Here is a 26,662-nt window from a genome sequence, read left to right on the forward strand (position 1 = left end):
GCACCCTCGCGCACGTACAGCGGCAGCGAGTCGAAGCCGTGGACCTCACGGCGCCACTCCCCCGTCGAGACGGTCCGCTCGCCCGTCCACCAGCTCGTCCACGTCCCGCGCGGGAGGTAGAACTCGACCGTGCCGTCCTCGGTGAACACCGGAGCGACGAGCAGGTCGTGCCCGAGCAGGTACTGCGTGTCGAGGTGGGCGGCGCTGCGGTCGTCCTCGAACTCGAGCGCCATCGGCCGCATGATCGGGACGCCGGTGCTCGCCGCCTCCGCCCCCGCCGCGAAGAGGTAGGGCATCAGCGAGAGCTTCAGCCGGGTGAAGAGCCGGGTGACCTCCACGGCCTCCTCGTCGAACGCCCACGGCACGCGCACCGAGGAGGATCCGTGCAGCCGAGAATGCGAGGAGAGCAGGCCGAACGCGAGCCAGCGCTTGAACACTCCGGGATCGGGCGTGCCCTCGAAGCCGCCGATGTCGTGCGCCCAGAAGCCGAACCCGCCCAGCGCGAGCGAGAGGCCTCCGCGCAGGGTCTCGGCCATCGACACGTAGGAGGAGGTGTTGTCCCCGCCCCAGTGCACCGGCAGCGACTGCCCGCCGACCGTGGCGCTGCGGGCGAAGAGGACCGCGCGGCCCTCGCCGAGCTCCTGCTCGAGCACCTCGTGCACCGCGCGGTTGTAGAGCTGGGTGTACCAGTTGTGCATGGCCTCGGGGTCGGTCCCGTCGGCCCAGACGACGCCCTCCGACGGGATCCGCTCGCCGAAGTCGGTCTTGAAGGAGTCGACGCCCTGGCGCACGAGGACGCGGAGCTTCTCCTGGAACCAGGAGGTCGCCTCCGGATTCGTGAAGTCGATCAGCGCCATGCCGGCGACCCACATGTCCCACTGCCAGACGTCGCCGGAGGCCGTTCTGAGCAGGTAGCCCTTCTCGCGCCCCTCGGCGAACAGCGGCGACGCCTGTGCGATGTACGGATTGATCCAGACGCAGGTGTGCAGCCCGCGCTCGTGCAGGCGGGCGAGGATCCCCTCCGGGTCCGGGAAGGTGCGCGGGTCCCACTCGAGGTCGGTCCACTGGAACTCGCGCATCCAGAAGCAGTCGAAGTGGAACGCCGACAGCGGCAGCTCCCGCTCCGCGAAGCCGTCGATGAAGGAGTTCACCGTCTCCTCGTCGTAGCTCGTGGTGAAGCTGGTCGTCAGCCAGAGCCCGTAGCTCCAGGCGGGCACGACGGAGGGGCGGCCCGCGAGGCCGGTGTAGCGCCGCAGCACGTCCTTCTTCGTCGGGCCCTGGATCACCAGGTACTCCAGCGCCTCGCCGCCGACCGAGAACTGCACGCGCTCGACCGCCTCGGAGCCGATCTCGAACGAGACGAGGCCGGGATCGTTCACGAGCACGCCGTAGCCGCGGCTGGAGAGGTAGAACGGGACGTTCTTGTAGGCCTGCTCGGAGGAGGTGCCGCCGTCGGCGTTCCACACGTCCACCGTCTGGCCGTTCTTCACGAAGGGGCCGAAGCGCTCGCCGAGCCCGTAGACCAGCTCGCCGACGCCGAGGTCGAGCTGCTCGTGCAGGTAGGCGGCTCCGTCCGGTCCGGTCAGGTAGCCCTGCGCCTTGTGCCCGGACCCGGTGAGGCGCGTGCCGGTCGAGGTGTCCCAGAACTCCAGCGACCACGGAGCGCCCTGCCTGATCCGGACCTCGAGGTCGCCGGTGCGCAGCACGCCGCCGGACTCCGTCACCTCCGCCGCTCCGACGTCGCCCTCGGCCAGCTCGAAGCCGGGGCGGGAGGCCGTCCCGCGCCAGTGCTCGATCCGCACCCGCGCGACCCCCTCGGCCGGCGAGGACACCGTGACCGTGAGCGCCGGCCGGTTGAGGACGTCGCCGCGGCCCTGGATGACCCGGGTCGGGGCGATCACCTCGAGCGAGGTGCCGTCGGTGCGGATGTCGTACGCCTCCTGCGCGAACAGGGGCGTGAATCCGGCCCGCGTCTGCCAGAACCCGTTGGTGAACTTCATGGGGGTGCCTTTCGATGGCGCGCCGGCGGATCCCGTGAGGGAGGCGCCGACGGAGGGAGAGAGGGCTACTTGACCGCGCCGGCGGTGATGCCGCGGGTGAGGGTGCGCTGGAAGATCAGGAAGAAGATCAGCGTCGGGAGAAGGCCCAGGAGGGCGCTCGCGCTGGTCGTGGTGACGTCCATGATCTTGTCGCCCTGGAGGCTCGAGATCGCGATCGGGACGGTCTGCGTCGCGTCGCTCACCAGGAAGACCAGCGGGATGAGGAACTCGTTCCAGGTCCAGATGAAGAAGAAGATCATCAGCACCGAGAGGGTGGGCCGCGAGATCGGGACGATCACCCGGGTGAGGACCTGCCACTTCGAGGCGCCGTCGAGAGCCGCGGCCTCGAGGATCTCCTTCGGGAAGGTGCTGTAGACGCTCGAGAGCAGATAGGTGCCGAACGCCGACTGGATGACGGTGAAGATGACGATGACCGACAGCTGGGTGTCGTAGATCCCGACCGCTTTGAACATGTAGTACAGCGGGTAGAGCAGGGCCTCCTGCGGGAGCATGTTCGCCAGCAGGAACAGGACGATGATCCAGCTCCGGCCGCGGACCCGGCCGATGCCGATCGCGTAGGCGTTCAGCACCGAGAGGGCGACGGCGAGGATCGCGACCGACCCCGAGATGAGGATCGAGTTGCCGAGCTTCTCGGGGAAGTCGACGCGGCTCCAGAAGGTCGAGAGGCCGTCGAAGGAGAGGCCGGTCGGGAAGGCGAGCGGGCCGTTCGCCGAGTACTCCGCGGGGGTCTTGAAGGAGTTGAGCAGGATCAGCAGCACCGGGCTGATGATCACGAGCCCGATCACCACGGCGACGGCGAGGATCACCCAGTCGCCGAGGGTGCGCTTCGTCGTGCCCTTCGCGGGCTTGGCGGGACGGGAGGACGGGAGGTCCGCGTCCTGCGTGCCGGCCTGGGTGAGGGGCAGGGTCTCGATGGCCGACATCAGCGGGCTCCTTCGCTGCGCTCGACGCGCTCCTGGGCGCGGATGAACAGCACGGCGAGGATCACGATGACGATCGTGAGCGCGGTCGCGATGGTGGCGCCGTAGCCCACCTGCTGCTTCTGGAAGAACTCGGTGTACGAGTAGTAGGAGGGGACGATCGTGGAGTCGCCGGGGCCGCCGCGGGTCAGGGCGTAGATCGGGCCGAAGACCTTCAGCGCGGCGATGGTGCAGGTGAGGGTGACCACGAAGATCTCGGGCCGGATGATCGAGACCGTGATCCAGCGGAAGCGCTGGAACCAGTTCGCCCCGTCGAGCTCCGCCGCCTCGTAGAGCTCGGGGTCCACGCGCTGCAGTGCCGCCATGAAGATGACGACCGGGTAGCCCAGCTGCACCCAGATCATCACGACCATGATCGAGAGCATCGCGGTGTCCGGCTTGCCGAGCCAGTCGTGCGAGAGGGAGCCGAGCCCGACGGCCTCGAGGATCGAGTTCAGCGCGCCGTTGTCGGGGCGGAGGATCCAGCCGATGACGATCGCGGCGATGACGGTCGGCAGGATCTGCGGAAGGTAGTAGGTGGCGCGGAGGAAGCTCGCCAGGCGCCCGCCGAACTTCTTGCCGACGAGATCGAAGAGGATCGCCGCGAGCAGGAGTCCGAGGATCGTGGGGACGATCACCATCGCGATGATCATGTAGACCGAGTTGAGGAACGAGGTCCAGAACTGGTCGTCGCCCATCAGCTCGATCCAGTTGTCGAGGCCGATGAAGATCGGCGGCTTGATGCCGCGCCAGGACGTGAAGCTGATGTAGACGTTCCAGATCAGCGGGATCAGCACGATGAACGTGAAGAGCACGAACCCGGGGATCAGGTAGAGCCAGTAGCCGCCGGAGCGCTTCTCGCGGGGCGGCGTCGTGGGAGGCGGCGCGCTCTCCGCGCGACGAGGTGCTGTCGTCGTCATGGGTACTCCTAGGTCGGACGGGGTCGTGGGTGTGCTGCCGCGGGATGCCGCTCCGGTACGGAGGCGACGGCGTGTCGCGTACCGGAGCGGCATCCAGCGGGGGGGGTGGAGGCTCGGCGGTGTTCGTGCGACCCCCTCGAGGGGTCGCCGTCACGTCCTCAGGTCTTCCACGGCCGTTCCGCGCCTGCAGGCGCGGGGCCGGCCGCCGTGGCCGACATCACGTGACGCTTCCGCGTCACGTGATGTCGGCGACTCCGTCGTCGTACTTGGCCTGGAGGTCGGAGAGCATGGCGGACTCGTCGGAGGAGCCGTTGATGAGCTCCTGCGTGGCGGCGACCAGGTCGTCGTAGAAGGTCGCGGTGGGCCAGTCGGGGTAGAAGGAGAGCTGGTCGCCGTCGACGACCGTCTTCCACTGCGAGAGCAGCGCCTTGCTCTTCTCGTCGGTGATGGCGCTCTCGTCGACGACCAGCGGGATGCCTCCGTTGTTGCCGATGAGGTTCTGGATCTCGGGTCGCATCGTGATGTCGATCCACTTGTAGGCGAGGTCCTTGTTCTTCGCCGTCTCCGGGATCACCCAGTGGTTGCCGGCGGAGCCCATCGTGAACTCGGCGCCCGGGAAGAGGAACGTGTCCCATTCGAATCCGGTGATCTCGGTCTTGAAGCGGCCGAACCACCAGGAGCCCGAGAAGAAGATCGGGTACTCGCCCGAGATGAACGCCGTGCCCGCGTCCTCCGCCTTCAGCCCGGAGGCGTCGGCCGAGAAGTAGCCCTTGTCGACGTAGGTCTTCAGCTGGTCGGCCGCGTAGCTCCAGGCCGCGTCCTCGAAGTCGACCTCGCCCGTGTAGGTCTGGTAGTCGGTGATCCAGGAGCGGTCGGCCTTCAGCAGCGCGAGCTGGTAGAAGAGCTGCTGCAGCGGGTACTCGGCGCCGGCCTCGGCCAGCGGGGTGATCCCCTTGGCCACGAAGGCGTCGAGGACGGCCGTGAACTCCTCGTAGGTGGTGGGGACCTCGAGGCCGTTCGCGGCGAAGGCGTCCTTGTTGTAGTAGACGAAGGTGAACTCGCCGTAGTTGGGGATGCCGTACCAGGAGCCGGAGCCCATGATCCCGTTCTCGTCGTACTTCGCGGTGGTCTGCAGCGCGCCGGGGATCAGCGAGTCCCAGCCGTAGAACGCGACCGCCTCGTCGAGGTTGGTGAGCAGGCCCTGGCTCGAGAGGAGTCCGCTGGTCGCGTTGCCCTTGTTGTACTCGACGACGTCGGGCGCCGAGTTGGAGTTGAAGATCTGGCTGGCGCCGGTGCGCAGCTGCTCGAAGGCCTTGAACTCGTACGCGATCTCGGCCCCCGTCTCCTGGGTGAAGATGTCGCGGGCGGCGAGCCAGGCGATGCCGCGGTCGCTGTCGGGCGTCTCGAAGTCCCAGAGCGTGAGGGTGCGGCCGGCGCCGTCGACCGTGGTCGAGAGCGCGTCGGAGCCGGCGTCGGAACCGCCACCGGAGCAGGCGGCCAGCGCGAACATCGCGCTGAGGCCGACTCCTCCGGCGAGGAGGTTGCGCCGGCTGAGACCGGCGGTCGGGCGGTGGAAGGCGGAGCGGGATCGGAGCGACATTGCGGTGGTTCTCCTTCGAACGGTGCGGTGGTGCTGCGGAGGTGGTGCAGGGAGCGCTCTCTCGCGGAGGCGCGGTGTCGAAGCGTTTCGACACCGCGCAGAGCCGGAGCGGGCGGGAAGAGGGTGGAGGACTAGAGGGAGGCCGGCGCGGGAGTGCCGGACGGGACCGCCGGCACCGGAGCGCCGGTCGGAGCGACCGCGAGGGATCCGCGGTCGACGTAGGAGGGCGGGAGCAGCTCGACGCCGACGGTGCGGCCGGAGTCGATCTGCTGGAGGGTCCGCGCGACGGCCGCTCGGCACATCGCGTCGAACGGGAGGGGAAGACTGCTGGTGGGGACCGGGAGGGCGCCGCCGTCGTAGCTGGCGCAGGCCGCCAGGATCGACAGGTCGCCGGGGACGGAGAGGCCGCGCTCGAGGACGCGCTCGATCGCCGCCTCCGCCACGGGCTCGTTGCAGTGCAGCACGAGCGCGGTCGGCGGGACGGGTGCGGCGAGGATCGCGTCGATCGCGGCCGATGCGCTCGGGCGGCCGATGTGCGGGCGCTCGACCGCGATCTCGACTCCGAGCGCTGCGGCCTCGGCGCGGAACGCCTCGTCGAAGCGGCGGACGAAGCCGGCGTTGCGGTCGGTGTAGGACTGCGGGTGCTCGAGCAGGCCGAGCGAGCGGTGGCCCAGCTCGGCGAGCCGGCGGACGCTCTGGCGGGCGGCCTCGGCGAAGTCGAGGTCGACGCAGGCGAGATCGTGGGAGTCGGCGGGCACGCCGATGAAGGTGGCGGGGACCCCGGCCGCGCGGATCAGCTCGGCGCGGTCGTCGTCGTCGTCGACGCCCATCAGGACGATGCCGTCGACGAGCGAGGAGGAGGACACGCGCCCGATGCCGCTGGAGGCCTCGTCGGTGACGAGCAGCAGGACGTCGTAGTCCGACTCCCGGGCGCGCTCCAGCACCTCGGTGACGAAGCGCATGTGGGTCGGCAGATGCAGCTCGCCGCGCATCGGGGCGGAGAGGGCGAGGATGTGGGTCCGCGCCCCGGCGAGCATCCGGGCTCCCGCGTGGGGCCGGTAGCCGAGCTGGCGCACCGCGTCGTCGACGCGCTGCCGGGTGGAGGCGGCGATCGAGCGCTTGCCGGAGAGGGCGTAGGAGACGGTGCTGATCGAGACTCCGGCAGCGCGGGCCACGTCGTGGATGGTCGCCATGGCTCCTCCTGCCGGACGTCGTCGTCGGTCGCGGTCGGGCTTCGAAGCGCTTCGACCGGTCGTGCTGGAGCGACTGTACGCACAGTCGAAGCGCTTGCGCAAGCGATCCTCGCGACGACCTCCCCGGGCGCCGGCCCGCTCCGCGAGCGGTTCCGCGGCATGAGCGGGCGGCACCCGCGAGGGGCCGGAGGGCGACGCGCCGGGCCTTCCGCGCGTTGCGCCTCCCGACCCTCAGGGGATATGTTGGGCTCAACAACAATTCGGCGACGTCGCCGGAAAGGATTCGGATCCCATGTCCCTGACCCCCACCCGCGCCGACAAGTTCTCGTTCGGCCTCTGGACCATCGGCTACAACGGGACGGACCCGTTCGGCGGCCCGACCCGCGAGCCGCTCGACGTCGTCCACGCGGTCGAGAAGCTCGACGAGCTCGGCGCGTACGGCCTCACCTTCCACGACGACGACCTGTTCGCCTTCGGCTCCACCGACGCCGAGCGCCAGACCCAGATCGACCGCCTCAAGGGCGCGCTGGAGTCCACCGGCCTCATCGTGCCGATGGTCACCACCAACCTCTTCAGCGCCCCGGTCTTCAAGGACGGCGGCTTCACCTCGAACGACCGCGACGTCCGCCGCTTCGCGCTGCGCAAGGTCCTCCGCAACATCGACCTCGCCGCCGAGCTGGGCGCGAAGACGTTCGTCATGTGGGGCGGCCGCGAGGGCGCCGAGTACGACTCCGCGAAGGACATCCGCGCCGCGCTCGAGCGCTACCGCGAGGCCGTCAACCTGCTCGGCGACTACGTCACCGACAAGGGCTACGACATCCGCTTCGCCATCGAGCCCAAGCCGAACGAGCCCCGCGGCGACATCCTGCTTCCGACGCTCGGCCACGCGATCGCGTTCATCGACTCCCTCGAGCGCCCCGAGCTCGTCGGCGTGAACCCCGAGGTCGGCCACGAGCAGATGGCGGGCCTGAACTTCACCGCCGGCATCGCCCAGGCGCTGTACCACGGCAAGCTCTTCCACATCGACCTCAACGGCCAGCGCGGTATCAAGTACGACCAGGACCTGGTCTTCGGCCACGGCGACCTGCACAACGCGTTCTCGCTCGTCGACCTCCTCGAGAACGGCGGCCCCGGCGGCGTCCCGGCCTACGACGGCCCGCGCCACTTCGACTACAAGCCCTCGCGCACCGAGGACGAGACCGGAGTCTGGGACTCGGCCGCCGCGAACATGCGCACCTACCTGCTGCTCAAGGAGCGCGCCGCGGCCTTCCGCGCCGACCCCGAGGTGCAGGAGGCGCTGGCAGCCGCGAAGGTCGCCGAGCTCTCCACCCCGACGCTGAACGAGGGCGAGTCGTACGACGACCTGCTCGCGGACACCGCCTCGTACGAGTCGTTCGACGCCGACGCCTACCTCGGCGGCAAGGGCTTCGGCTTCGTGCGCCTGCAGCAGCTGGCCACCGAGCACCTGCTCGGCGCCCGCGGCTGACCCGCACCTCCTGAGCCCGCGGTCCGCCGCGGGACGACCTGAGACGGACGAGATCCCCTGCACCGGCACGGGATCTCGTCCGTTCTCCTGCATCCGGCCCGGTTCCGCACCGGACGCCCGAACCCGAACCCCCCAACGAAAGAGGACAGCGATGACGCTCGTCGCAGGGATCGACTCGTCGACCCAGAGCTGCAAGGTGGTCGTCCGCGACCTCGACACCGGCGCCGTGGTGCGCACCGGCCGGGCGAGCCACCCGGACGGCACCGAGGTCGATCCGGCCGCGTGGTGGGAGGCGCTGCAGCTCGCCCTCGCCGACGCCGGCGGGCTCGACGACGTCGCCGCGATCTCGGTCGGCGGCCAGCAGCACGGCATGGTCGTCCTCGACGAGAGCGGCGCCGTCATCCGCCCCGCTCTGCTCTGGAACGACACCCGCAGCGCGCCCGCCGCCGCCGCGCTCATCGAGGAGCTCGGAGCCGGGGCCTGGGCGGAGCGGACCGGATCGGTGCCGGTCGCCTCCTTCACCGCCACCAAGCTCCGCTGGCTGCGCGACGCCGAACCCGAGAACGCCGCCCGTGTCGCCGCCGTCGCGCTCCCCCACGACTGGCTGACCTGGCGCCTGCTCGGCTACGGCCCCGACTCCGCCCGCGGTCCGCAGCTCGACGCCCTCACGACCGACCGGTCGGACGCGTCCGGCACCTCGTACTGGGGAGCGGACGGCTACGACCTCGACCTGCTCGAGCGCGCCCTCGGCCACCGCCCGCTGCTCCCCCGCGTGCTCGGCCCCTCGGAGGAGGCGGGCCGCACCGAGAGCGGACTCGTCGTCGGCCCCGGCGCGGGCGACAACGCGGGCGCCGCGCTCGGCCTCGGCGCCGGCCCCGGCGACGTGGTCGTCAGCATCGGCACGAGCGGCACCGTCTTCGCCGTCACGGACGACCCGGTGCGCGACGCCTCCGGGACCGTCGCCGGCTTCGCCGACGCGAGCGGGCGCTTCCTGCCGCTGGTCGCGACGCTCAACGCCGCGCGCGTGCTGGCCTCGACCGCGACCCTGCTCGGCAGCGACTTCGACGAGTTCGCCGCACTGGCGCTCGAGGCGGAGCCGGGTGCCGACGGCCTCGTGCTGGTCCCCTACTTCGAGGGCGAGCGCACGCCGAACCTGCCGGACGCGACCGCGAGCCTGCACGGGATGACCATCGCCTCGACCACGCGGCCGAACCTCGCCCGCGCGGCGATCGAGGGCATGCTCTGCGGACTGGCCGACGGCCTCGACGCCGTTCGCGCGCAGGGAGTGGAGGCGCGGCGCATCCTCCTCATCGGCGGAGCCGCGCAGAACCGCGCCGTGCAGCTCGCTGCATCGCAGGTGTTCGACGTGCCCGTGCAGGTGCCGACGCCCGGCGAGTACGTGGCCGACGGTGCCGCCGTGCAGGCCGCCTGGGCGCTGACAGGATCGCGTCCGACGTGGACCGTCACCTCGGTGGCCGAGCCCGCGCCGGACCACCGCCCCGTGATCCGCGAGCAGTACGCGGCCGCCCGCGCCTGAGAATCCGGCCCCGGCCCTCTCCAGGGTCGAGGCCTCGCCGCAAGCCCCAGTGGACGGGGAGCGGAATCGCGCTACTCTCATTACTAAGCCAGCTGACTAATGGAGGAGCGACATGACCGCCACACGAACCCCCGACCGCGCCGACCGGATCCGCCAGGTCGTCGTCGCCGTGAGCGCGGTGCTCGCCCTCATCGGCTCGTTCATCGGCTCGGGCGCCGCGGGCGGCACGCAGATCCAGAACGCGGCCGGCGGCGCCCTGACCGCGTCCTCGACCCCCATCGCTCCCGACGGCCCCGCCTTCGCGATCTGGAGCGTCATCTACACCGGCCTCATCGCCTACGCGATCTGGCAGTTCCTGCCCTCGCAGACCGCCCGCACCCGCCACCGCCGGCTGGGCTACTGGGCCGCCGCGAGCCTCCTCCTGAACGCCGCGTGGATCCTGGTCGTCCAGGCCGGCTTCCTGACGCTCAGCGTCGTCGTGATCGCCCTGCTGCTCGCCGTGCTCGCGCGCATCTTCGTGATCCTGCGGACCACCCGGTCGGCCGGAGTGGTCGACGCGATCGTGACGGACGGCACCTTCGGGCTCTACCTCGGCTGGGTGTGCGTGGCCACGGCCGCGAACGTCACCGCCGGGCTCGTCGGCGCGGGAGTCGGCAGCGCGGACGGTCCGGGCGCCGCGGTCTGGGCGGTCGTCGTCCTCGCCGTCGCCGCGCTCGTCGGACTCCTGATCGCGGTCACCGGCCGCGGCCGCATCGCCCCGATGCTCTCGCTCGTCTGGGGACTCTCCTGGGTCGCCGTCGGCCGCTTCGCCGGCGAGCTCGTCTCGGTCCCCGCCGGGATCGCCGCGCTGGTCGCCGCCGCCGTGGTGCTGGTGGTCACCCTCCTGGTCCGCGCCACCGCGGGACGCCGGGTCAGCGCCGCCTGACCCTTGCTCGACGAAGGCCGAGAGGCCGGGACAGCCCTGGTCCGGGGCCGCCCGGCCTCTCGGCCTTCGTCGTGGTGGCGGATCAGGTGATCAGCGTGTCGACGTACTCCCGGTTTTCGTCCATCCACGCGGCGAGGGCGGCGGAGCGGTCGTCGGCCCCGTCGTTGAACAGCGCGTTCTCGAGCGAGTAGAGCGTCTTCGAGTCCATCCGGAAGTCGCGGATCCAGCGGCTCATCGTCGGGTAGTCCGCGTCGAACGCGGCCGAGCCGAAGGAGTGGATCCCCTCCGCCTGCCCGAGCAGGCCCTTCGGGTCCTCGAGGTCCTTGACCGGGAAGGCGTCGTAGGCCCAGTGCGGGCGCCAGAGCGTGACGGCGATGTTCTCGCCCGCGGCGGTCGCGCTCGAGAGCTCCTGGAGCATGGCCGGCGTCGAGGAGGTGAGGTAGTCCATCCCCTCCAGGCCGTAGCCGGGGATGACGTCCTCGGTCGTCGTCTTGTTGAGACCGGAGCCGGGCTCGATGCCGATCAGGCGGTTGCCGACGACGCCCGGCTCGGCGGCGAGCTCCTCGAGGGAGTCGATCGGGGCGTCCTCGTTGACCGCGATGGTCAGCTTCGCCTCGTCGTTCCACGCGCCCAGGTCGACGATCGAGTCGCCGTACTGCTCGACGTACCGGGCGTGGGTGAGCGGCAGCCAGGTGTCGAGGGCGAGGTCGTAGTCGCCCGTCGAGAGGCCCTGGAAGCCGGGGGCGACGTCGGCGTTCTGCAGGGTCACGTCGTAGCCCTGCTCCTCGAGCACCGCCTCCCACAGAGCGGAGACGGCGATCCCCTCGTCCCAGCCCTGGAACACGGCGACGGTCACGTCGGTGCGGTCGCCGTTGTCGACGGAGGCGGCGGTGGCGGGAGCGGCGAGGGTCGCGGCTCCGAGGGACGCGACCAGGCCGATCGAGACGACGCCGACGGCCGAACGGGTCGCCACGACGGCGCGGCGGTTCTTCGCCCGGGCGACCCTCGCCGGCGAGGGCGAGCCCAGCGCGCCGGTCATCCGGTCGAGGACGACCGCGAGGATCACGACGGAGATGCCCGCCTCGAAGCCGAGCGCGACATCGATCCGGTTGAGGCTCGCGACGACGTCGCCGCCCAGCCCTCCGGCGCCGACCATGCCCGCGATGACGACCATCGAGAGCGAGAGCATGATGACCTGGTTGAGGCCCGCCAGGATCGAGGGCAGCGCCAGCGGCAGCTGGATCTGGCGGAGGATCCGCCACTTCGAGGAGCCGAACGACTCCCCCGCCTCGACGAGCTCCGGGTCGACGCCGCGGATGCCCAGCTCGGTGAGCCGGACGCCCGGCGCCATGGCGAACACGATGGTCGCGACGATGCCCGGCACCACTCCGACCCGGAACAGGATCAGCGCGGGGATCAGGTAGACGAAGGCCGGCATCGTCTGCATCAGGTCGAGCACGGGCCGGATGACCGCGGAGGCCGTGCGGTTGCGCGCGGCGAGCACGCCCAGCGGCACGCTCAGCGCGATGGCGATCACGGAGGCGACGAGCACCAGCGCGAGGGAGTCCATCGCGTTCTCCCACTGGTCGACCCCCACGATCAGCAGGAGCCCCACGGCGGTGCCGGCCGCGAAGACCCAGCCGCGGACGGCGTAGGCCAGTACGGCGAGGAAGGCGACGATCACCCAGAAGGGCGGTGTCGCGAGGACGAGGTCGACGCCGGAGTAGAGGGCGCCGAAGACGGTGCGCAGCAGGTCGAAGACCGGCTGGAAGGTCTGCGTGAGGACATCGACGGCACCCTCGGCGAGGGCGCCGAGCGGGAGGCGGAATCCGAGATCGGTCATCGTGCACCTCCGTCCGCCGCGAGGACGGCGTCGTCGACGGGGCCTCCGGTCGCGTGCAGGGTCGCGGTGACGACCTCGGTCGAGACGGTGGCGGGCGGCTCGATCACCGGGTGCTCGCCGGTGCGGGCGGGCACGTTGCCGAGCGCCGCGAGCAGGGTCACCCGCGGGATCGCTCCGAGCAGACGCCCGTCGGCGTCGACCACGGCGACCGGCAGCGCCGACTCGACGGCGGGCTCGATGACCTCGCTGAGGGCGGTGTCCGGACCGACGGTGACGACGTCGGAGGCGAGGACCGCCGAGAGGTCGCCGGTGCTCCGGCGCACCTGCTCGATCACGTCGCGGTCGCGGACCGTGCCCAGCAGGCGTCGTCCGCCGCCGACCACGAACGCGGCCGAGGTCTGCAGGTCGCGCATGCTCCGGAGCGCGGCGCGGGGACCGGCCGCCAGGGTGACCACGGAGCGGGCGGGCTCCATCACGGCGGAGGCGGTGAGCACGCGGGCGCGGTCGACGTCCTGCACGAACTGGGCGACGTAGTCGTTCGCCGGGTCGGTGAGGATCTCCTCCGGGGTGCCGATCTGGACGATGCGGCCGTCGCGCATCACCGCGATGCGGTCGCCGAGGAACATGGCCTCGTTGAGGTCGTGCGTGATGAAGACGATGGTCTTGCCGAGCTCGTGCTGCAGCTCGATCAGCTGCTCCTGCATCTCGCGGCGGATCAGCGGGTCGAGCGCCGAGAACGCCTCGTCCATCAGCAGGATGTCGGTGTCGGCGGCGAGCGCCCGGGCGAGGCCGACGCGCTGGCGCATGCCGCCGGAGAGCTCGTCGGGCATCTTCTCGTGCCAGCCGGCGAGACCGGCGCGCTCGACCGCGAGCATCGCCCGCTCGCGGCGCTCGGCCGCGGGGACGCCCTGGATCTCGAGCGGGTACGCGACGTTGTCGAGCACGGTGCGGTGCGGGAGGAGCGCGAAGTGCTGGAACACCATCGACACCGACGAGCGGCGCACGCGGCGCAGCTCCGCCTCGGAGACGCCGGTGATGGTGGAGCCCTCGATCAGGACCTCGCCCGCGGAGGGCTCCTGGAGCCCGTTCAGCATGCGGATGAGGGTGGACTTCCCGGAGCCGGAGAGGCCCATCACGACGAAGATCTCGCCGCGGCGCACGGTGAAGGACGCGTCGATCACCGCGGCCGTGCCGAGTCCGGCGAGCTCGCCGCGGTCGGCGCCCTCGCCCAGTCGGCGGACGACCTCGTCGGGCTTCCGGCCGAACACCTTGAAGAGGTGGCGGGCCTCGAGAGCGGGGGTCGCGGGATCGGCGCCCGCCTCGCTCCGGGGCTCGCTGATGGTCTGCTGGTTCTGGTGCACGTACACTCCGTCGGCGCGCAGGGACGACGCCCTGCGCTCATCTCGTGGTGCCGGGTCGGGAGCGTGGGACAGCCGTGCGTCGAGCCTCCGCGTGCGTCCCGCCGCTCAGCGCGGCAGGGGGTGGAGGCGAGAGCGTCCGAGGCGGCCTCGGGGCCGCCTCCACTCCCGTTGACCGTACGATCGCGGCGCGTCCTGGGGGACGCCGTGCGAGCGCGGACCGGTTCATCGGGGCCCGTGAGGACCGCCGACCACGGTAGCCGCGGAGCCGCCGAGGGGCAAACGTCGGACAATTGCGGAGGCGTGTCCAGGGGTGGCGGTGAACCGATCAGCGCAAGTGAATGTGCTGGTCGGAGCTGGTTTCCGGAGTGTTGCGCGATCGTTACCGTGGTGGCGCGGCCGGCGGCGCTCGTTCCGGCCGGTCTCCATCCGCCGCCGCGCGGCTGCTCGACCGGCGAGGAGGCCCTGTCGCTCAGACGGTGGTCTCGCCCGCCGGGCCCGAGGGGGCCGCCGCGCCGACTCCGCTGACGGGCTCGCCCTGCCAGGACACGAGCGTCCACGCGTCGCCCGAGCCCTCGAGGACGACGACGCCGGTGTTGTCGAGCAGGTGGTCGGCGATGAAGCGCGCATCGAGGTCGAGGGAGCGCAGACCCGCCCAGCAGCGGATGGCCGCGCCGTGGCTGACCAGCGCGACGACCTCGTGCCCGAGCGCCTCCGCCTCCGCCACCACCGCGTCGTAGCGCGCCGCGAACTCGTCGCCCGTCTCGCCGCCCGCCAGCCGGATCGACGTCTCGCCGCCGGCCCAGCGGAAGACCGTGCCCATGTACTCCTCGACCGCCGCGTCGTCGCCGCGCATCTCGAGCCCCGCGGCCGCGACCTCGCGGATGCCGTCGCGCTCGATCGGCTCGAGCCCGAGGGCCGCGGCGAGAGGGGCGGCCGTCTCGTGGGTGCGGACCATCGTCGAGACGAGCAGCGCGCCGATCCCCTCGCCGACGAGCCGACCGGGCAGTGCCGCGGCCTGGGTGCGGCCGAGGTCGGTGAGCCCGGGTCCGGGGATGCGGGTGTCGAGGAGCCCGGCGACGTTGGAGGGGGTCTGGCCGTGGCGGATCAGGAGGAGGCGCATCCGCCCACGCTAACCGCGGAGGCTGGGCTTCCGGGGCGCGCGTTCGCGCTCGCTCCCGCCGTTGTGCGGCGAGTGCGGCGCTGCCACGATGTGCGGGGACGCTCCCGGACCGGGAGCCGCAGACGGACGGGACGGGCGGACATGGCCTCCGAAGACGGTTTCTCGAAGGACGAGCGCGCGGCGATGAAGCAGCGCGCGGCCGAGCTGCGGGCGGAGGCGAAGCGGCAGAAGAGCGCCGACAAGGCCGACGCCGACCGCAGGGACGCGGAGGCCGCGATCGCCGCGATGACCGACGAGGAGCGGCCGATCGCCCAGATGCTCCACGAGGTCGTCGGCGAGACCGCCCCCGATCTCCTCCCGAAGACCTGGTACGGCTTCCCCGCCTACGCGCGCTCGGACGGCAAGGCGATCGTCTTCTTCCAGCCCGGCGCGAAGTTCGGCACGCGCTACTCGACCCTCGGCTTCCAGGACGGCGCCCAGCTCGACGACGGCACGATCTGGCCGACCGCCTACGCGCTCGTCTCCGCCGACGCCGAGACGCGCGCCGCCGTCACCGAGCTGGTCCGCCGCGCGGCCGGGGCCTGACCCCGTGGCGCACGTCTACGACGAGATCGACGAGAGCCTCTGCTCCTGGATCCACGAGCAGCCGATGTGGTTCGTCGCCACCGCGCCCCTCGCCGCGGACGGGCACGTCAACATGTCGCCGCGCGGCCACGACTCGTTCTCGATCCTCGGCCCGCGGCGGGTCGGCTGGGTCGACTACACGGGCAGCGGAGTCGAGACGATCGCGCACCTGCGCGAGAACGGGCGCGTGTGCTTGATGTTCGCGTCGTTCGGATCGCGTCCGCGCATCGTCCGCCTGCACGGCACCGGCTCCGTGCACCTGCCCGGTTCGGAGGCGTTCACCGAGGTCGCGGAGCAGCACCCCGAGCACCCGAGCACTCGCGCGGTCGTCACCGTCGAGCTCACCCGCATCAGCGACGCGTGCGGCTGGGGCGTGCCGGTGATGGAGCCGGTCGGCGAGCGCGACCTGCTCCTCCTCCAGGCCGAGAAGAAGGGCCCCGACGGCATGGCCGAGTACCGCGCCACGCGGAACGCGGTCAGCATCGACGGGCTGCCGGGCTACCCGCTGGACTGAGCGGGCGGGACGCGGCCGCAGCGCGGCGCGCACGAGCACGCCGACCGGCTCGAGCAGGGTCTCAGTGATGACGGCGAGCGGGTTCGACCCGGTCGGGCGGGAGTCGACGGAGAACCGAGTCCTCGTCATTCGTCAAGTCCTCGACCGCTGACCGCCGCTCAGCACGACCAGACGTGCATCACGGTCCGTCTCCCGTTCGGGAACCCCGGGTCGATCGACGTGTTCGTCGTCGGTGCGGGTCTGATGCGGGCGCTCCTCGCGGGGACGATGACCGGCGGCCTCGTCGACGGGTACACCGCCGCCGTCTCAGGGAGATCGCACAGCGCGACGGGACCGGTTCGCGGAAGCACGCACGAGGACGCTTCGCATACGTCCCCAGGGGATGTACTCCTGGGACCAGTAGTCGGCCCGGATCTTCAGGAGGGGCCCCTCGACGGTGGAAGCCACCGAGATGGAGCGAGGGTCCCGGAGGGTTCCCGCGATGCGGGTCTGCGGGGTCGTTCCGCGCTCGCGCGACAACTGCTCGGGAGTCATCGCCTCGGGCGGGACGACCGCGAGCAGCCGCCGGCATCCACCGGAGGCGCATTCGACGGTCTCGCTGACGAGCTCGCACCCCTGTGGACGGTCGATGGCCGAGGCCGCCGACCGCGCTGGTGAGGCTCATCCATGGGTCGGGACGACAGCGAGCTCCGGGGAGCTCCGGCCGATCCCAGGAGGGGCGGACGTGGAGCGCGACTGAGTCCTGCTCGATCGACGATCCGATCGGACGGCGTCCACACCATCGGCCCCGCAGAGATCCCCTGGCCGATCCGCCCGCCGCTACCCCCGCTCGTCGACGGCCCGGATCGAGAACAGCTCCTGCGGGGTGCAGTCGAGTGCGTCGCAGATGAGCGTCAGCGTCGTGAAGCGGATCGCGCGGGCGCGGTTGTTCTTGAGGATGGAGAGGTTCGCCATCGTGATGCCGGTGCGGGCAGAGAGGGCGGTGAGGGTCACGCCGCGCTCGGCCAGCACTGCTCCGAGGTGGCAGTCGATCCGGTGCCTCTCGTCGTCGGCGGGCTCAGACAACGCCGTCGACGTCCCGTTCGAGCTTCGCGCCGGCGCGGAACGCCGCCGTCAGGGCGAGGGCCACCACGCCGGCGAGCAGGACGGGGACCGGCCACTGCGGGAGGTTCGTCCCGATGGCCTGGTAGTCGCCGCCGAGGAACGTGTCGCGCTGCTCGTCGCTCACCCGGCCGGCGCCGAAGAGCAGGCCGATGCCGGAGCTGAGGTACAGGCCCGCCGCGGTGTCGGCGAGGCCCTGGGCCACTCCTCCGATCAGCAGGGCGAGGCTCAGACGGCGCCAGTTCGCGAGGACGAAGGGGTCGAACGGGCGTCCGGCCGCGATGCCGCGGAGGACCCGCAGGAGGAAGACCGTGGCGAGGACGATCGTGACCGCCTGGAGGAGGCTCGGCAGCGCACCGAGCAGGCGGAGGGAGAGGGCGGCGTCGGCGAGCGTGGGCGCGGTGCCCTCGCGCGGCTCGGCCTGCAGCAGCTGCGGGAGGCTCCGGAGCGGGAGGCGGCCGTCCGCTCCCCCGAAGACCAGCAGGGTCCGCCCGGTGGTGACGGTCCAGGTCTGCAGGAGCGCGGTCAGCACGGAGAAGACCGCGACGATGAGCAGGACCGCTCTCGCCACCCGGAACACGCGCGGACGCTCCCGGACCGGTCCGCTGGGGATGACACTCGTCATGATGGACTCCTTATCGATCGTCGATGTTATCGAGTATCGATACTACGCACGCCGGTCCGCCGATGTCGACCCGCGGAGCCCCACCGACCACGGAGACGGCGGGAGGGGTGGTTGCCCGCGGCGAGGAGCCCGATCTAGCGTGGAGGGATGTCGGATGCGAGGGAGCGCGCCGCCCGGTACCGGGCCGGCGCCACGGGCGAGGACGAGGCGGAGCAGCCCGCCCTGCCGGAGGATCCGCTCGAGCGGGCCGCGTTCGTCGAGACGGCGATCCAGCTCGCGATCCGCCGCGGCGACTTCGACGACCTGCCGGGATCGGGGAAGCCGCTTCCGGACCTGGGCGCGGCCCACGACCCGGACTGGTGGATCCGCCGCAAGATCGAGCGCGAGAACCTCACCGGTATCGGCCCGGCCGCCTTCCTCCTCCGCGCCGAGGACCGCGCGCTCGACGAGCGCCTCGACCGCCTGCACCGCGAGGAGGAGGTGCGCGCCGAGCTCGCCGACTTCAACACGCGGGTGATCGAGGCGCGCCGCCAGCTGCTGGGTGGGCCGCCCGTCGTCACCCCGCTCCGGGACGTCGACGAGGAGGTCGCCGCCTGGTCGCAGCGGCGCGCCGATCGCGCCGCCGAGGCCGAGGCCCGGGCGGCCGCCGAGCCGGAGCGGTCCCGCCGCTGGTGGTCGCGGCGGCGCTGACGTCCCCGGAAACCGGACAGACCTGCCCCTCCCACTGGGGTCCCGCCCCGGGAAACCGGGCGGGAGCGCGCCTTCGAATCATGCGTACACATCAAGTCGACCGGAGTCCGCATGCTCACCGCCACCACCCCCGCACGCCCCCCGAGGGCCCGCCCCTCGACCCTCGCTGCGCCGCCGCTCGCACTGCTCGAGCCCGACTCGGACCGGATGCTCGTCATCCGCGCCGCGGAGGGCGACGACCGCGCGTTCGCCACCATCGTCCGCCGCTACACCGCGCTGCTCCGCGCGACGGCCGCCCGCACCCTCCGCAGCAGCGCCGACGTCGACGACGTGGTGCAGGAGACGTTCCTCGCGGCGTGGACCCACGTGGACAGCGTGATCGACGGCGAGACCATCGCAGGCTGGCTCGTCACGACCGCCCGCCGCCGCAGCGTCGACCGACTCCGCTCCAGCGTCTCGCGGCTGCGAGCCGAGCTGGACGACGAGTTCCCCGCCTCCGCCGCCGACGACCCGGAACACGCCGCGCACTGCGGATCGCTCGCCGCCGACGCCAACCGGGTGCTCGCCGCGATGCCCCCGGCCCAGCGCCGCTGCTGGGAGCTGCGCCAGCTGGAGCAGTGCAGCTACGACGCGATCGCGCACGAGCTGGGCCTCTCGACCTCGACCGTCCGCGGGCTGCTCGCCCGCGCCCGCGCGACCCTCCGCACGGAGCTCGTCCACTGGCGCTGATCCGCGCTGCGGATCTCGGCGCAGGAGACCGGGCGGGGGCCTTCAGCGCAGGAGAACCGGCCCCGCGCCGATCCGCACCCGGAACAGCGAGTACGGGTACGTCCGCAGATCCGTGCCGCCCTGGTAATCGGCCTGGCGGTGCAGCTGGTTCGCGGTGACGTACAGGTGCTCGTCCGTCGCGATCGACATCGTGTCGGGCCAGAGCAGCCGCTCGTCGTGCACGATCGTCTCCATCGTGCCGTCGGTGCGACGGCGGACGATCGCGTTGTTCTCGTAGCTCGTGGCGTAGAAGCGGCCCAGCGCATCCGTCTCGAGGCCGTCCGCTCCCCCGCCCTTGTCGCCCTCGTCGACGACGGTCGCCGCGACGTCCTCGTCCGGCACCGACCGGTCGACCAGGGCCGCCGTCGCCACGCTGAACCAGCGGCGGGAGGCGAGCGGGCAGTACCAGAGGCGCTCGCCGTCGGCCGAGATCGCGATGCCGTCGGCGCCCATCGTCACCGGCTGAGGGTCGCCGTCGGCCGGGCGCTTCATCAGCACGCGGCCCTCGGCCATCGGCACGAGCTCCGGAGGAGTGAGCGCCTTCGTGCTCGGGTGGTCGTGCAGGCGGCGCCAGGCGGTCCCCGCCTCGAGGTCGACGACGATGATCCCGTTCGGGCCGGAGTCGGCCGAGTCGGTGATGTAGGCGATGCCGCGCCGCAGATCGAAGCGCACGTCGTTGAGGTAGGTGGTCGGCAGGGCGACGTCCGGCTCGAGGACGATCACCTGCTCGACGGTGTCGGTCGCCAGGTCGATGCGGACGAGCTTGGGGCCGCCCTTCTTCGTCGGCTCGAACATCGGGCTGCCGGTGTCGAGCATCCAGAGCCGGTCGGCCGGATCGACGACGATGCTCTGCACCGAGACGAGGGCGCCGGCGTCGTCGATTCCCGACGGCGTGTTCCAGGCCTCGTCCGGGTAGGGCACCGCCGCTCCGTCGACCAGCTCCACGACCGTGGCCGGGACCTCGTCTCCCCACTTGGGGAAGTTCACGAAGATCCGCCCGGTGTGCGAGACGCTGACGCCGGTGGGCATCGGCCCGCTGGTGAAGGCGTGCACGAGCTCCAGCTCGCCGAGCGGCTCGTCGACCGGGCGCGTGCCGCGGGTCTCGTCGGTCGGTCCCCAGAATCCCATGGTGCTCTCGCTGTCCTCCCGCCGGCGCGGGCTCGTGGCGGTCTCGGTGCCGGTCGGGTGCGGAGTCGGTGCCCGCCGCGACCGGTGCTCCTCATCCTGCGCGTCGGCGCCGGTCGGCGGGGAGGAGGTGGCGGACGAGGCGGCGAGCGCCTAGCATCCGGCCGCCGCGGGCGACCCGGGGGCCGCGACCGAGGAGGCGGAGGAGGACCGGCCCGCGTCCGACTTCGGCACGGCCTTCACGAAGGGGCTCAGCATCGGGACGCGGCAGTGCCCGGTGGAGCGGGTCGCCTCGGCGGCCGCTCCCGCCGCCCGCAGTGCACCGCCCCCCGCCGTCGCGCTCACCCGCTGGTCGGCGGGTCGACGGACCGCTGATCCGCCGGCCGTCCGCTTCCGGACATGACCGCTAGAGGGCGTTGCCACTGCGGCCGCTCACCTGCCACGGTCGCAGAGCGACCGACGACGGTCCACCGATCAGAAGGACCGAGGCCCGCACATGGACGACTCCTCTTCGACCGAGACCAGCACGAGCGAGATGACGCCCGAGGTGCTGGCCGCGTTCAGCGACGCCTGGACCCGCCACGACCTCGAAGCGCTGATGAGTCACATGACCGACGATTGCGTGTACGGCGCGTCCGTCGGCCCCGAGCCCGGCCGCACCTGGACGGGCAAGGAGCAGGTCCGCGAGGGATTCGCGCTCATGCTCGCCTTCGACACCGGACAGGAGCGGCACGAGGAGGGGGCTCCCCTCATCGCCGGGACGCGCGGCGCGGCCACCTGGTCCTTCACCGGGACCGGCCCCGACGGCGGACCCCAGGTCACGCGGGGCTGCGACATCTACGAGTTCCGCGGCGGGAGGATCGCCCGCAAGGACGCGTTCCGGAAGGTCTACCGGGCGGACGAGGAGTAGTCCGCGTCGGCCTCCGAGCCCGCGGCGAGTCGCACCGGGCGGAGCCCGACCCGCCGAGCGGAACGGTCAGCGGCGGCTCCGGACATCCGTTCACCCGCTCGCTACTCGACGGTGGCATGCTCCGAGCATGTCCATGGCCGAACCGTTCCTGCCCGCACACGAGCCGCGCGACGCCGATCGCGCTCGAGACACCGTCGACGACGACGACGTCCTCCTCGAGCCCGACACCGCTCCCGCCGAGGCGGAGCCCGCGCTGGACGAGGACGAGGACGCGCCGGTCTTCCGCACGCCCGTTCCCGGGGACCGGCTGACCGCGGACGAGCTCGCCGAGGAGCTCGACGACGAGGCGTCAGCGGACTGAGGCCTCGCCCCTCGCGCCGCTTCCTCAGAGGACCGGCGCCCGCTGCCGGCGGAACTCGCTGGGCGTCGCGCCTGCCTGCCGCTTGAAGGCGGTGCTGAAGGCGAAGGCGTTCTCGTAGCCGACCTCCCGGGCGACGGACGCGACGGTCCTGCCTGGATCGAGGAGGAGATCCGCGGCGACGGTGAGACGCCAGCGGGCGAGGTACTCCATCGGCGGCCGGCCGACGCCCGCCCGGAACCGCTCGGCGAGCGTGGCCCGGGAGACGTTCACGCTCCGCGCGAGGGACTCGACCGTCCACGCCTCGGCGGGCCGCGAGTGGAGGCGGTCGAGCGCTGCGAGCACGACCGCGTCGTCGCAGGTGAGCCACGTCTCCCCCCGGTGAGCAGCGAGCTCGGCCCAGCGCCGCACCGTCGAGACCGTGAGCACGTCGAGGAGCCGGTCGATCACGACCCGGCCCGCGGTGCCCTCCCGGGCCAGCTCGCCGGCGAGGAGGCCGACGACGGGATCGACGGCTCCGTGTCCCGGCACGATCGCCACACGCGGGAGCGAGCGCAGCACGAGACCGCCCACCTCGTCGGAACGGTCGTAGGACGCCACGAGCAGACCCGTCCCGCCGCCGGAGGCGGTGCCCCAGTGGCGGACGCCGTTGCGCAGCTCGTCGGAGAGGTCGCGTCCGTCGAGGCTGACGCACCGGTGCCCGGGATCGATCCGGATCGTCGGCGGGCTCCCCGCCGCATCGGACACGGTGTACGGCTCCGGGCCGCGCACCAGCGCCGCATCGCCCGCACCGAGCGGGGTCCCGTCGAGGAGCACCGACCCGGCGAGCACGGCGACGACGGTGAGCGGTGCGCCGTCGCGGACGTCCAGGGCCCATGCCCCGTCCATGTCCACGAGCAGAGCGAAGGCCCGCGACGCCCGCGGTCCGGAGAGGAAGTGCTCGAGCGGATCCACGGCCCCACGCTAGACGCTGACGAAGGAGGAGCCGAGCCCCGCCCATTCACCGTCCGGCGAGCGACCGGTGGAATCGAGGCATGACCTTTCTCCCCTCCGGTGGCGCCGAGCGCACCGGCTCCCGCATCCTCGCCCGCCTCGAGCCACGCGAGCACACCGTCCGCCCCGCATCTCGCTGCACGGGTGCCGATGAGGACGGCGCGGGTACCGGGCGGGCGCCCGTCCGGGACCGCGCGTGCCGGATCGCGGCGACGGCGGCCCGGCGATGATCGCCACGATCACCGTCGTCGGGACCGGGCTGCTGGCCGGGGTCTACGCGGCGTTCTCGGTCATGGTGATGCCGGCACTGCGGCAGGCGAGCGCTCCGGACGCCGCGGCGACGATGGCCCGGATCAACAGGCGAGCGGAGCGCGGTCCGTTCCTCGTGCTCTTCGGCGGGACGGCCGTCGCCGCGGCCGCCCTCGGCGTCTCGGGTCTCGTCCGCGGCTCAGCGGTCGACGTGCTGATCGCCGGAGCGTCCCTCTCCGGCACGGCCCTCACCGTGCTGCGCAACGTGCCGCTCAACCGCGGCCTCGATCGCGGCGGAGCCGGGGAGTGGGACCGCTACCGGCGCTCGTGGACGCGATGGAACCACTGCCGCGCCCTCCTGTCGATCGCCGCGGTCGTCATCGCGACCGTGGGTTGATCGTCGCGACCGCGTCGCTCGGCCCCGCAGGAGCGGTGCCGAGCAGCGGACCTGTCGACGCGCACCGATCCACGCTCCCCGCCCCGTCCCCCTGACGCGTCGGCGGTGACCGACGAGGTGGCCGCGCGCCTCCCCGATCGCGCAGACTGGATCGATGGCAGCGGCGTCGGCATCGGTCGGATGGGGACGTCTGCCCGCCGTCTCGTGGCTGATGGTGCGCGCCTTCACGCGCCACCGCGTCCTCGCCGTCCTGGCCTTCCCGACGGCGCTGCTCTCGCTCGCGCCCTCCGTGATCCGCCGCGCCGCCCATGAGACGGCCGACCGGAACGGGCTGGTCGTCTTCGGGCGCTACCGGCCGGTCGCCGACGCCCTGGTGAGCATCGCCGTCACCGTCCCGGTCGTCCTGCTGGCCGTGGTGGCGGCCGTGTGGGTCGCGCTCTCGGGGCTGCTCGGCGCGGTCCTGGTCCTCGCGGCGCTCCTCGGCGGAGCCGTGGGGGCGGGGGCCCTGCTGGTCGGGACCCCCCTCACCGCGGCCGTCGGCGCGGAGACGCCTCCCGGGCGGCGGTGGACGGTGATGGCGCTCTCGCAGCGCCCCGGGACCCGCCTGTCGGCGCTGCTCGCGACGAGGGAGCTGCTGGCCACGGTCCCCGCGGGAGGCGTCGTCGTGGCCGTCGCCGGCGACGAGCGGCTGGCGGACAGCTACTCGCGCCTCGGCTTCTCCCGGGGACGGGGCCTGCGGATCTCCCAGCAGGTCTGAGGGGCACCTCATCGCCGGACGGAGGCCACCGGCGGCTCGATACGGTGGGGATCGTGCAGTGCGGCTGAGGCCTTCCCGATCCCCGTCGCTCCGGCCCGCTCCCTCCGGCCCGCACCCTCCGGCCCGCTCGGGCGCGATCGAAAGGCTCCCCGTGTCCGCACTCCTCCCCCTGCAGGGCAGGACCGCTCTCGTCACCGGTGTCTCGCGGCGGCGCGGCATCGGATTCGCCGTCGCCGCGAAGCTCGCCTCCCTCGGCGCGCACCTCGTCGTCCACCACCACCGCCCTCACGATCTCGACCTCCCCTGGGGAGGGGACGACCTCGACGCGGTGAGGTCCGAGCTGCGCGCGCACCTCACGGAGGGCGCGCGGTTCGCCGACGTCGCCGCGGACCTGGCCGATCCCTCCACGATCACCGGTCTGATCGCCACCGCAGCCGACCTCACCGGGAGCCTGGACGTCCTCGTCTGCAACCACGCGAAGAGCGGCGATGACGGCAGCATCCTCGACATGACGCCCGAGCGGCTCACCGCGTTCTGGGACGTCAACACCCGCTCCACCCTCCTGCTCACCGCGGAGTTCGCGCGGCTCCGGGCACCGCGCACCGACGGACCCCGCCGGCCCGGCGACCGGGTCGTCGGAGCCGGGCCCTACGCCCGGGCGCAGGGGCACGTGTTCTGGATGACGTCCGGCCAGATCCACGGCGCGATGCGCGGAGAGGTCGCCTACGCCGCGAGCAAGGCCGCACTCGCCGGCGTCACCGCCACGGTCGCCGCCGAGGTCCTGGAGCTCGGGATCGTGCTCAACACGATCGATCCGGGTCCAGTGAACACGGGATACCTGGACCCGGAGACCACCGACCGGTCGCTCGAGGACCTCGAGGAGTACGTCGCGAGCACGCCCTTCGGCCGGGTCGGCACGCCGGCGGACCCCGCGGAGCTGATCGCGTGGCTGGCCACGTCGGCGGGCAGCTGGGTCGTCGGGCAGGTGCTCACGACCGACGGCGGGTTCAGCCTGTGACCGGAGCGGCGGGGAGCCGTCCGGCGACGACGACCGTCGGGACCGGGCCCGGGGATGATGGGCCCATGGGAACTCGTGGGGCCGGAGTGCTGTGGGTGGTGAGCGCGCTCGCCTACGTGGGAGCGGAGGCGGTCGCCGCGTCCGCGTTCCCGGGCTACAGCTATGCACGGAACTACATCAGCGATCTCGGCGTGCCCGAGGTGGGCGTGTTCCAGGGGCGCGCGATCGACTCGCCGCTGCACGCGGTGATGAATGCCGGATTCCTCCTGCAGGGGGCGCTCTACCTCGCCGCCGCCGTCACGACCGTGCGGGCGGCGCGGGGCGGATCGCGGGGGCTGTTCCTCTCCCTCGCCGTGGTCTACGCCGTGGGCATCGCCGTGGTGGGCCTCGTGCACGGGAGCAGCGCCAGTGCGCAGAACGGGATCGGCGGCCTGCACGTGGTCGGCGCCGCGATGGCGATCGTCGGCGGCAACGCGGCCTCGATCGTCGCCGGTGCCGCGGCCCGGCGCGGCCGCGCCCCGTGGGCGCTCGGGACGGTCGGGATCGTGCTCGGTGCGGCCGGCCTGCTCGCGCTGCTGATGCTGCAGGTCGACACCCGCGTGCCCGGCGTCGACCTGCTGCCCGACGGCGTCTGGGAGCGCGCCTCCGTCTACGCCGTCACGGCCTGGCAGCTCGCGACCGGCCTGCGGCTGCTCCGGCGGCCGGAGGTGCCGCGGCAGCCGCGGCCTCCTCAGACCGCGGGCAGCGGCGCGCAGGTGCGCAGCGCCGTGCACCGGCTCTTCCAGCTCGGGATCCGGATCCCGGAGGCCCTCTCGGTCGTCGTGTTCGACGACAACCCGTGGAGCGAGCTGGTCACCCCGCCGCTCAGCGTCGTCCGCCAGCCGATCGACATGCTCGCCCGTCACAGCGTCGAGCTCGTCCTCGCCCGCATGCAGGGCCGCCTCCCCGAGGCCCCGCAGCACATCGAGGTGCAGGCCGACCTCGTCATCCGCTCCAGCTGCGCCGCACCCCCGCGGCGCTGATCCTCTCCCCCTCCGAAAGGCACGCCATGTCCGATCCCGTCGTCGTCTCCGCGATCTTCACTCCCGCCGAGGGGCAGCGCGACGCGCTCGTCGCCGCCCTCTCCACCGCCATCGCGGAGGTGCACGAGGAGGAGGGCTGCGAGCTCTACGCGATCCACGACTCGCCCGACGGCACCATCGTCATGCTGGAGAAGTGGACGAGCGGCGACCTGCTCGACGCGCACGGCGCCGGCGAGCCGGTCGTCCGCCTCAACGCGGCGATCCGCGGACTCGTCGCCCACCCGCCCGTCGTGACGCGGCTCGTCCCGATCCCGGCCGGCACCTCGCAGCAGGGCGAGCTCTAGCACCCGGGGGCGGGGCCGCTCCGGATCCGGATCGCGCCTCCCGCCGGAAACGCGCGCGAAACAGCGGAGGCCTACGGTCGGGAGCGACCCCGCCGCCCCGGCCGCTCCCTGGAGGAGGAATCCGGCATTCATCACCGCGTGCAGCGGCGAGTCGATCGCGCGC

Annotated in this window: 26 protein-coding genes; 14 read left to right on the top strand and 12 right to left on the bottom strand. The window is 72.4% G+C overall.

All coding sequences use genetic code 11. The annotated features are described in order from the left end of the window. The 5 genes from yicI to C5C25_RS15365 form a co-directional block, all read right to left on the bottom strand. The coding region (yicI, locus tag C5C25_RS15345) for an alpha-xylosidase (protein ID WP_104251097.1) at positions 1 to 2,000 on the bottom strand (2,000 nt) is incomplete at its 3' end. Positions 2,001 to 2,065: 65 nt separating this feature from the next. After that, on the bottom strand, positions 2,066 to 2,983 hold the full coding sequence (locus tag C5C25_RS15350; RefSeq protein ID WP_104251098.1) for a carbohydrate ABC transporter permease: 918 nt from the start codon (positions 2,981 to 2,983) through the stop codon (positions 2,066 to 2,068). Further along, a complete protein-coding gene (locus C5C25_RS15355; protein WP_104224874.1) occupies positions 2,983 to 3,939 on the bottom strand; it encodes a carbohydrate ABC transporter permease in 957 nt (318 codons plus the stop codon). The genes C5C25_RS15350 and C5C25_RS15355 overlap by 1 nt, the downstream gene beginning before the upstream one ends. Before the next feature lie 235 nt (positions 3,940 to 4,174). Then, positions 4,175 to 5,539, bottom strand: a complete 1,365-nt coding sequence (locus C5C25_RS15360; RefSeq protein WP_258060612.1) for an ABC transporter substrate-binding protein — start codon at positions 5,537 to 5,539, stop codon at positions 4,175 to 4,177. Positions 5,540 to 5,670: 131 nt separating this feature from the next. Continuing rightward, on the bottom strand, positions 5,671 to 6,732 hold the full coding sequence (locus C5C25_RS15365) for a LacI family DNA-binding transcriptional regulator (protein WP_104224875.1): 1,062 nt from the start codon (positions 6,730 to 6,732) through the stop codon (positions 5,671 to 5,673). Between the two features lie 292 nt (positions 6,733 to 7,024). Here C5C25_RS15365 and xylA point away from each other — a divergent pair, with 292 nt between their 5' ends. The 3 genes from xylA (at position 7,025) to C5C25_RS15380 (ending at position 10,680) form a co-directional block, all read left to right on the top strand. Further along, entirely contained in the window at positions 7,025 to 8,218 is a 1,194-nt protein-coding gene (gene xylA, locus C5C25_RS15370; RefSeq protein WP_104224876.1) for a xylose isomerase, read from the top strand. A 151-nt stretch (positions 8,219 to 8,369) separates the two neighbouring features. Beyond that, positions 8,370 to 9,755, top strand: a complete 1,386-nt coding sequence (gene xylB, locus C5C25_RS15375; RefSeq protein WP_104227358.1) for a xylulokinase — start codon at positions 8,370 to 8,372, stop codon at positions 9,753 to 9,755. Positions 9,756 to 9,867: 112 nt separating this feature from the next. Then, a complete protein-coding gene (locus C5C25_RS15380; protein ID WP_104224878.1) occupies positions 9,868 to 10,680 on the top strand; it encodes a tryptophan-rich sensory protein in 813 nt (270 codons plus the stop codon). Positions 10,681 to 10,762: 82 nt separating this feature from the next. On the opposite strand, the gene C5C25_RS16970 is transcribed toward C5C25_RS15380, so the two are convergent. The 3 genes from C5C25_RS16970 to C5C25_RS15395 all read right to left on the bottom strand — a co-directional run bounded on the left by C5C25_RS16970 (position 10,763) and on the right by C5C25_RS15395 (position 15,004). Further along, on the bottom strand, positions 10,763 to 12,523 hold the full coding sequence (locus tag C5C25_RS16970) for an ABC transporter permease/substrate binding protein (protein WP_104251099.1): 1,761 nt from the start codon (positions 12,521 to 12,523) through the stop codon (positions 10,763 to 10,765). Then, the gene (locus C5C25_RS15390) at positions 12,520 to 13,884 is read right to left on the bottom strand and encodes a glycine betaine/L-proline ABC transporter ATP-binding protein (RefSeq protein WP_258069434.1); all 1,365 of its coding nucleotides are present in this window, start codon (positions 13,882 to 13,884) and stop codon (positions 12,520 to 12,522) included. Before C5C25_RS15390 ends, C5C25_RS16970 begins: the two co-directional genes overlap by 4 nt. Before the next feature lie 469 nt (positions 13,885 to 14,353). Further along, positions 14,354 to 15,004 carry a histidine phosphatase family protein gene (locus C5C25_RS15395; protein WP_104248116.1) on the bottom strand — a complete coding sequence of 217 codons (651 nt, stop codon included), beginning with the start codon at positions 15,002 to 15,004 and terminating at the stop codon, positions 14,354 to 14,356. Between the two features lie 141 nt (positions 15,005 to 15,145). Between C5C25_RS15395 and C5C25_RS15400 the strand changes: the two genes are divergently transcribed. Together C5C25_RS15400 and C5C25_RS15405 are read left to right on the top strand one after the other, a co-directional pair. After that, positions 15,146 to 15,589 carry a hypothetical protein gene (locus tag C5C25_RS15400; RefSeq protein ID WP_104224881.1) on the top strand — a complete coding sequence of 148 codons (444 nt, stop codon included), beginning with the start codon at positions 15,146 to 15,148 and terminating at the stop codon, positions 15,587 to 15,589. Positions 15,590 to 15,593: 4 nt separating this feature from the next. Beyond that, complete coding sequence (locus C5C25_RS15405) at positions 15,594 to 16,142, top strand: pyridoxamine 5'-phosphate oxidase family protein (RefSeq protein WP_104251100.1); 549 nt, start codon at positions 15,594 to 15,596, stop codon at positions 16,140 to 16,142. A gap of 819 nt (positions 16,143 to 16,961) precedes the next feature. Here the strand turns inward: C5C25_RS15405 and C5C25_RS15410 are convergent. Further along, a complete protein-coding gene (locus C5C25_RS15410) occupies positions 16,962 to 17,207 on the bottom strand; it encodes a helix-turn-helix transcriptional regulator (protein ID WP_104224883.1) in 246 nt (81 codons plus the stop codon). After that, positions 17,200 to 17,868: a hypothetical protein gene (locus C5C25_RS15415; protein ID WP_104251101.1), complete on the bottom strand. Its 669-nt coding sequence runs from the start codon at positions 17,866 to 17,868 to the stop codon at positions 17,200 to 17,202. The genes C5C25_RS15410 and C5C25_RS15415 overlap by 8 nt, the downstream gene beginning before the upstream one ends. 147 nt (positions 17,869 to 18,015) lie before the next feature. Between C5C25_RS15415 and C5C25_RS15420 the strand changes: the two genes are divergently transcribed. After that, entirely contained in the window at positions 18,016 to 18,558 is a 543-nt protein-coding gene (locus tag C5C25_RS15420) for a DUF1992 domain-containing protein (protein ID WP_104251102.1), read from the top strand. A gap of 111 nt (positions 18,559 to 18,669) precedes the next feature. Next, the gene (locus C5C25_RS15425) at positions 18,670 to 19,287 is read left to right on the top strand and encodes an RNA polymerase sigma factor (RefSeq protein ID WP_104251103.1); all 618 of its coding nucleotides are present in this window, start codon (positions 18,670 to 18,672) and stop codon (positions 19,285 to 19,287) included. A gap of 42 nt (positions 19,288 to 19,329) precedes the next feature. Here C5C25_RS15425 and C5C25_RS15430 read toward each other — a convergent pair whose 3' ends face one another. Further along, entirely contained in the window at positions 19,330 to 20,454 is a 1,125-nt protein-coding gene (locus C5C25_RS15430) for an L-dopachrome tautomerase-related protein (RefSeq protein WP_104251104.1), read from the bottom strand. A 493-nt stretch (positions 20,455 to 20,947) separates the two neighbouring features. On the opposite strand from C5C25_RS15430, the gene C5C25_RS15440 reads away from it, so the two are divergent. Next, on the top strand, positions 20,948 to 21,361 hold the full coding sequence (locus C5C25_RS15440) for a nuclear transport factor 2 family protein (protein WP_219812314.1): 414 nt from the start codon (positions 20,948 to 20,950) through the stop codon (positions 21,359 to 21,361). 127 nt (positions 21,362 to 21,488) lie between these two features. Further along, the gene (locus tag C5C25_RS15445; protein WP_181133713.1) at positions 21,489 to 21,722 is read left to right on the top strand and encodes a hypothetical protein; all 234 of its coding nucleotides are present in this window, start codon (positions 21,489 to 21,491) and stop codon (positions 21,720 to 21,722) included. Positions 21,723 to 21,746: 24 nt separating this feature from the next. Here C5C25_RS15445 and C5C25_RS15450 read toward each other — a convergent pair whose 3' ends face one another. Further along, a complete protein-coding gene (locus C5C25_RS15450; RefSeq protein WP_104251106.1) occupies positions 21,747 to 22,673 on the bottom strand; it encodes an AraC family transcriptional regulator in 927 nt (308 codons plus the stop codon). A 265-nt stretch (positions 22,674 to 22,938) separates the two neighbouring features. Here C5C25_RS15450 and C5C25_RS15460 point away from each other — a divergent pair, with 265 nt between their 5' ends. The 5 genes from C5C25_RS15460 (at position 22,939) to C5C25_RS15480 (ending at position 26,499) form a co-directional block, all read left to right on the top strand. Continuing rightward, positions 22,939 to 23,358, top strand: a complete 420-nt coding sequence (locus tag C5C25_RS15460) for a DUF1772 domain-containing protein (RefSeq protein WP_104251111.1) — start codon at positions 22,939 to 22,941, stop codon at positions 23,356 to 23,358. A 154-nt stretch (positions 23,359 to 23,512) separates the two neighbouring features. Next, a complete protein-coding gene (locus C5C25_RS15465) occupies positions 23,513 to 24,115 on the top strand; it encodes a hypothetical protein (RefSeq protein ID WP_146079489.1) in 603 nt (200 codons plus the stop codon). Between the two features lie 151 nt (positions 24,116 to 24,266). Then, positions 24,267 to 25,133, top strand: a complete 867-nt coding sequence (locus tag C5C25_RS15470) for an SDR family oxidoreductase (protein ID WP_258069435.1) — start codon at positions 24,267 to 24,269, stop codon at positions 25,131 to 25,133. A gap of 65 nt (positions 25,134 to 25,198) precedes the next feature. Then, positions 25,199 to 26,155: a DUF998 domain-containing protein gene (locus C5C25_RS15475; protein ID WP_258069436.1), complete on the top strand. Its 957-nt coding sequence runs from the start codon at positions 25,199 to 25,201 to the stop codon at positions 26,153 to 26,155. Positions 26,156 to 26,181: 26 nt separating this feature from the next. After that, positions 26,182 to 26,499: a putative quinol monooxygenase gene (locus C5C25_RS15480; RefSeq protein ID WP_104251109.1), complete on the top strand. Its 318-nt coding sequence runs from the start codon at positions 26,182 to 26,184 to the stop codon at positions 26,497 to 26,499. Positions 26,500 to 26,662 lie beyond the last annotated feature (163 nt).

The organism is Rathayibacter sp. AY2B9 (genome assembly GCF_002931595.1).
Classification (GTDB): Bacteria; Actinomycetota; Actinomycetes; order Actinomycetales; family Microbacteriaceae; genus Rathayibacter.

What these genes read in the sequence shown, in the direction of transcription:
- C5C25_RS15465 (WP_146079489.1), top strand. Translation starts at nt 23,513, where the DNA reads ATGGCAGCGGCGTCGGCATCGGTCGGATGGGGACGTCTGCCCGCCGTC.
- C5C25_RS15380 (WP_104224878.1), top strand. Translation starts at nt 9,868, where the DNA reads ATGACCGCCACACGAACCCCCGACCGCGCCGACCGGATCCGCCAGGTC.
- C5C25_RS15400 (WP_104224881.1), top strand. Translation starts at nt 15,146, where the DNA reads ATGGCCTCCGAAGACGGTTTCTCGAAGGACGAGCGCGCGGCGATGAAG.
- C5C25_RS16970 (WP_104251099.1), bottom strand. Translation starts at nt 12,523, where the DNA reads ATGACCGATCTCGGATTCCGCCTCCCGCTCGGCGCCCTCGCCGAGGGT.
- C5C25_RS15475 (WP_258069436.1), top strand. Translation starts at nt 25,199, where the DNA reads ATGGGAACTCGTGGGGCCGGAGTGCTGTGGGTGGTGAGCGCGCTCGCC.
- C5C25_RS15360 (WP_258060612.1), bottom strand. Translation starts at nt 5,539, where the DNA reads ATGTCGCTCCGATCCCGCTCCGCCTTCCACCGCCCGACCGCCGGTCTC.
- C5C25_RS15480 (WP_104251109.1), top strand. Translation starts at nt 26,182, where the DNA reads ATGTCCGATCCCGTCGTCGTCTCCGCGATCTTCACTCCCGCCGAGGGG.
- C5C25_RS15365 (WP_104224875.1), bottom strand. Translation starts at nt 6,732, where the DNA reads ATGGCGACCATCCACGACGTGGCCCGCGCTGCCGGAGTCTCGATCAGC.
- C5C25_RS15430 (WP_104251104.1), bottom strand. Translation starts at nt 20,454, where the DNA reads ATGGGATTCTGGGGACCGACCGACGAGACCCGCGGCACGCGCCCGGTC.
- C5C25_RS15415 (WP_104251101.1), bottom strand. Translation starts at nt 17,868, where the DNA reads ATGACGAGTGTCATCCCCAGCGGACCGGTCCGGGAGCGTCCGCGCGTG.
- C5C25_RS15350 (WP_104251098.1), bottom strand. Translation starts at nt 2,983, where the DNA reads ATGTCGGCCATCGAGACCCTGCCCCTCACCCAGGCCGGCACGCAGGAC.
- C5C25_RS15445 (WP_181133713.1), top strand. Translation starts at nt 21,489, where the DNA reads ATGTCCATGGCCGAACCGTTCCTGCCCGCACACGAGCCGCGCGACGCC.
- C5C25_RS15420 (WP_104251102.1), top strand. Translation starts at nt 18,016, where the DNA reads ATGTCGGATGCGAGGGAGCGCGCCGCCCGGTACCGGGCCGGCGCCACG.
- xylA (WP_104224876.1), top strand. Translation starts at nt 7,025, where the DNA reads ATGTCCCTGACCCCCACCCGCGCCGACAAGTTCTCGTTCGGCCTCTGG.
- C5C25_RS15355 (WP_104224874.1), bottom strand. Translation starts at nt 3,939, where the DNA reads ATGACGACGACAGCACCTCGTCGCGCGGAGAGCGCGCCGCCTCCCACG.
- C5C25_RS15460 (WP_104251111.1), top strand. Translation starts at nt 22,939, where the DNA reads ATGATCGCCACGATCACCGTCGTCGGGACCGGGCTGCTGGCCGGGGTC.
- xylB (WP_104227358.1), top strand. Translation starts at nt 8,370, where the DNA reads ATGACGCTCGTCGCAGGGATCGACTCGTCGACCCAGAGCTGCAAGGTG.
- C5C25_RS15425 (WP_104251103.1), top strand. Translation starts at nt 18,670, where the DNA reads ATGCTCACCGCCACCACCCCCGCACGCCCCCCGAGGGCCCGCCCCTCG.
- C5C25_RS15395 (WP_104248116.1), bottom strand. Translation starts at nt 15,004, where the DNA reads ATGCGCCTCCTCCTGATCCGCCACGGCCAGACCCCCTCCAACGTCGCC.
- C5C25_RS15440 (WP_219812314.1), top strand. Translation starts at nt 20,948, where the DNA reads ATGGACGACTCCTCTTCGACCGAGACCAGCACGAGCGAGATGACGCCC.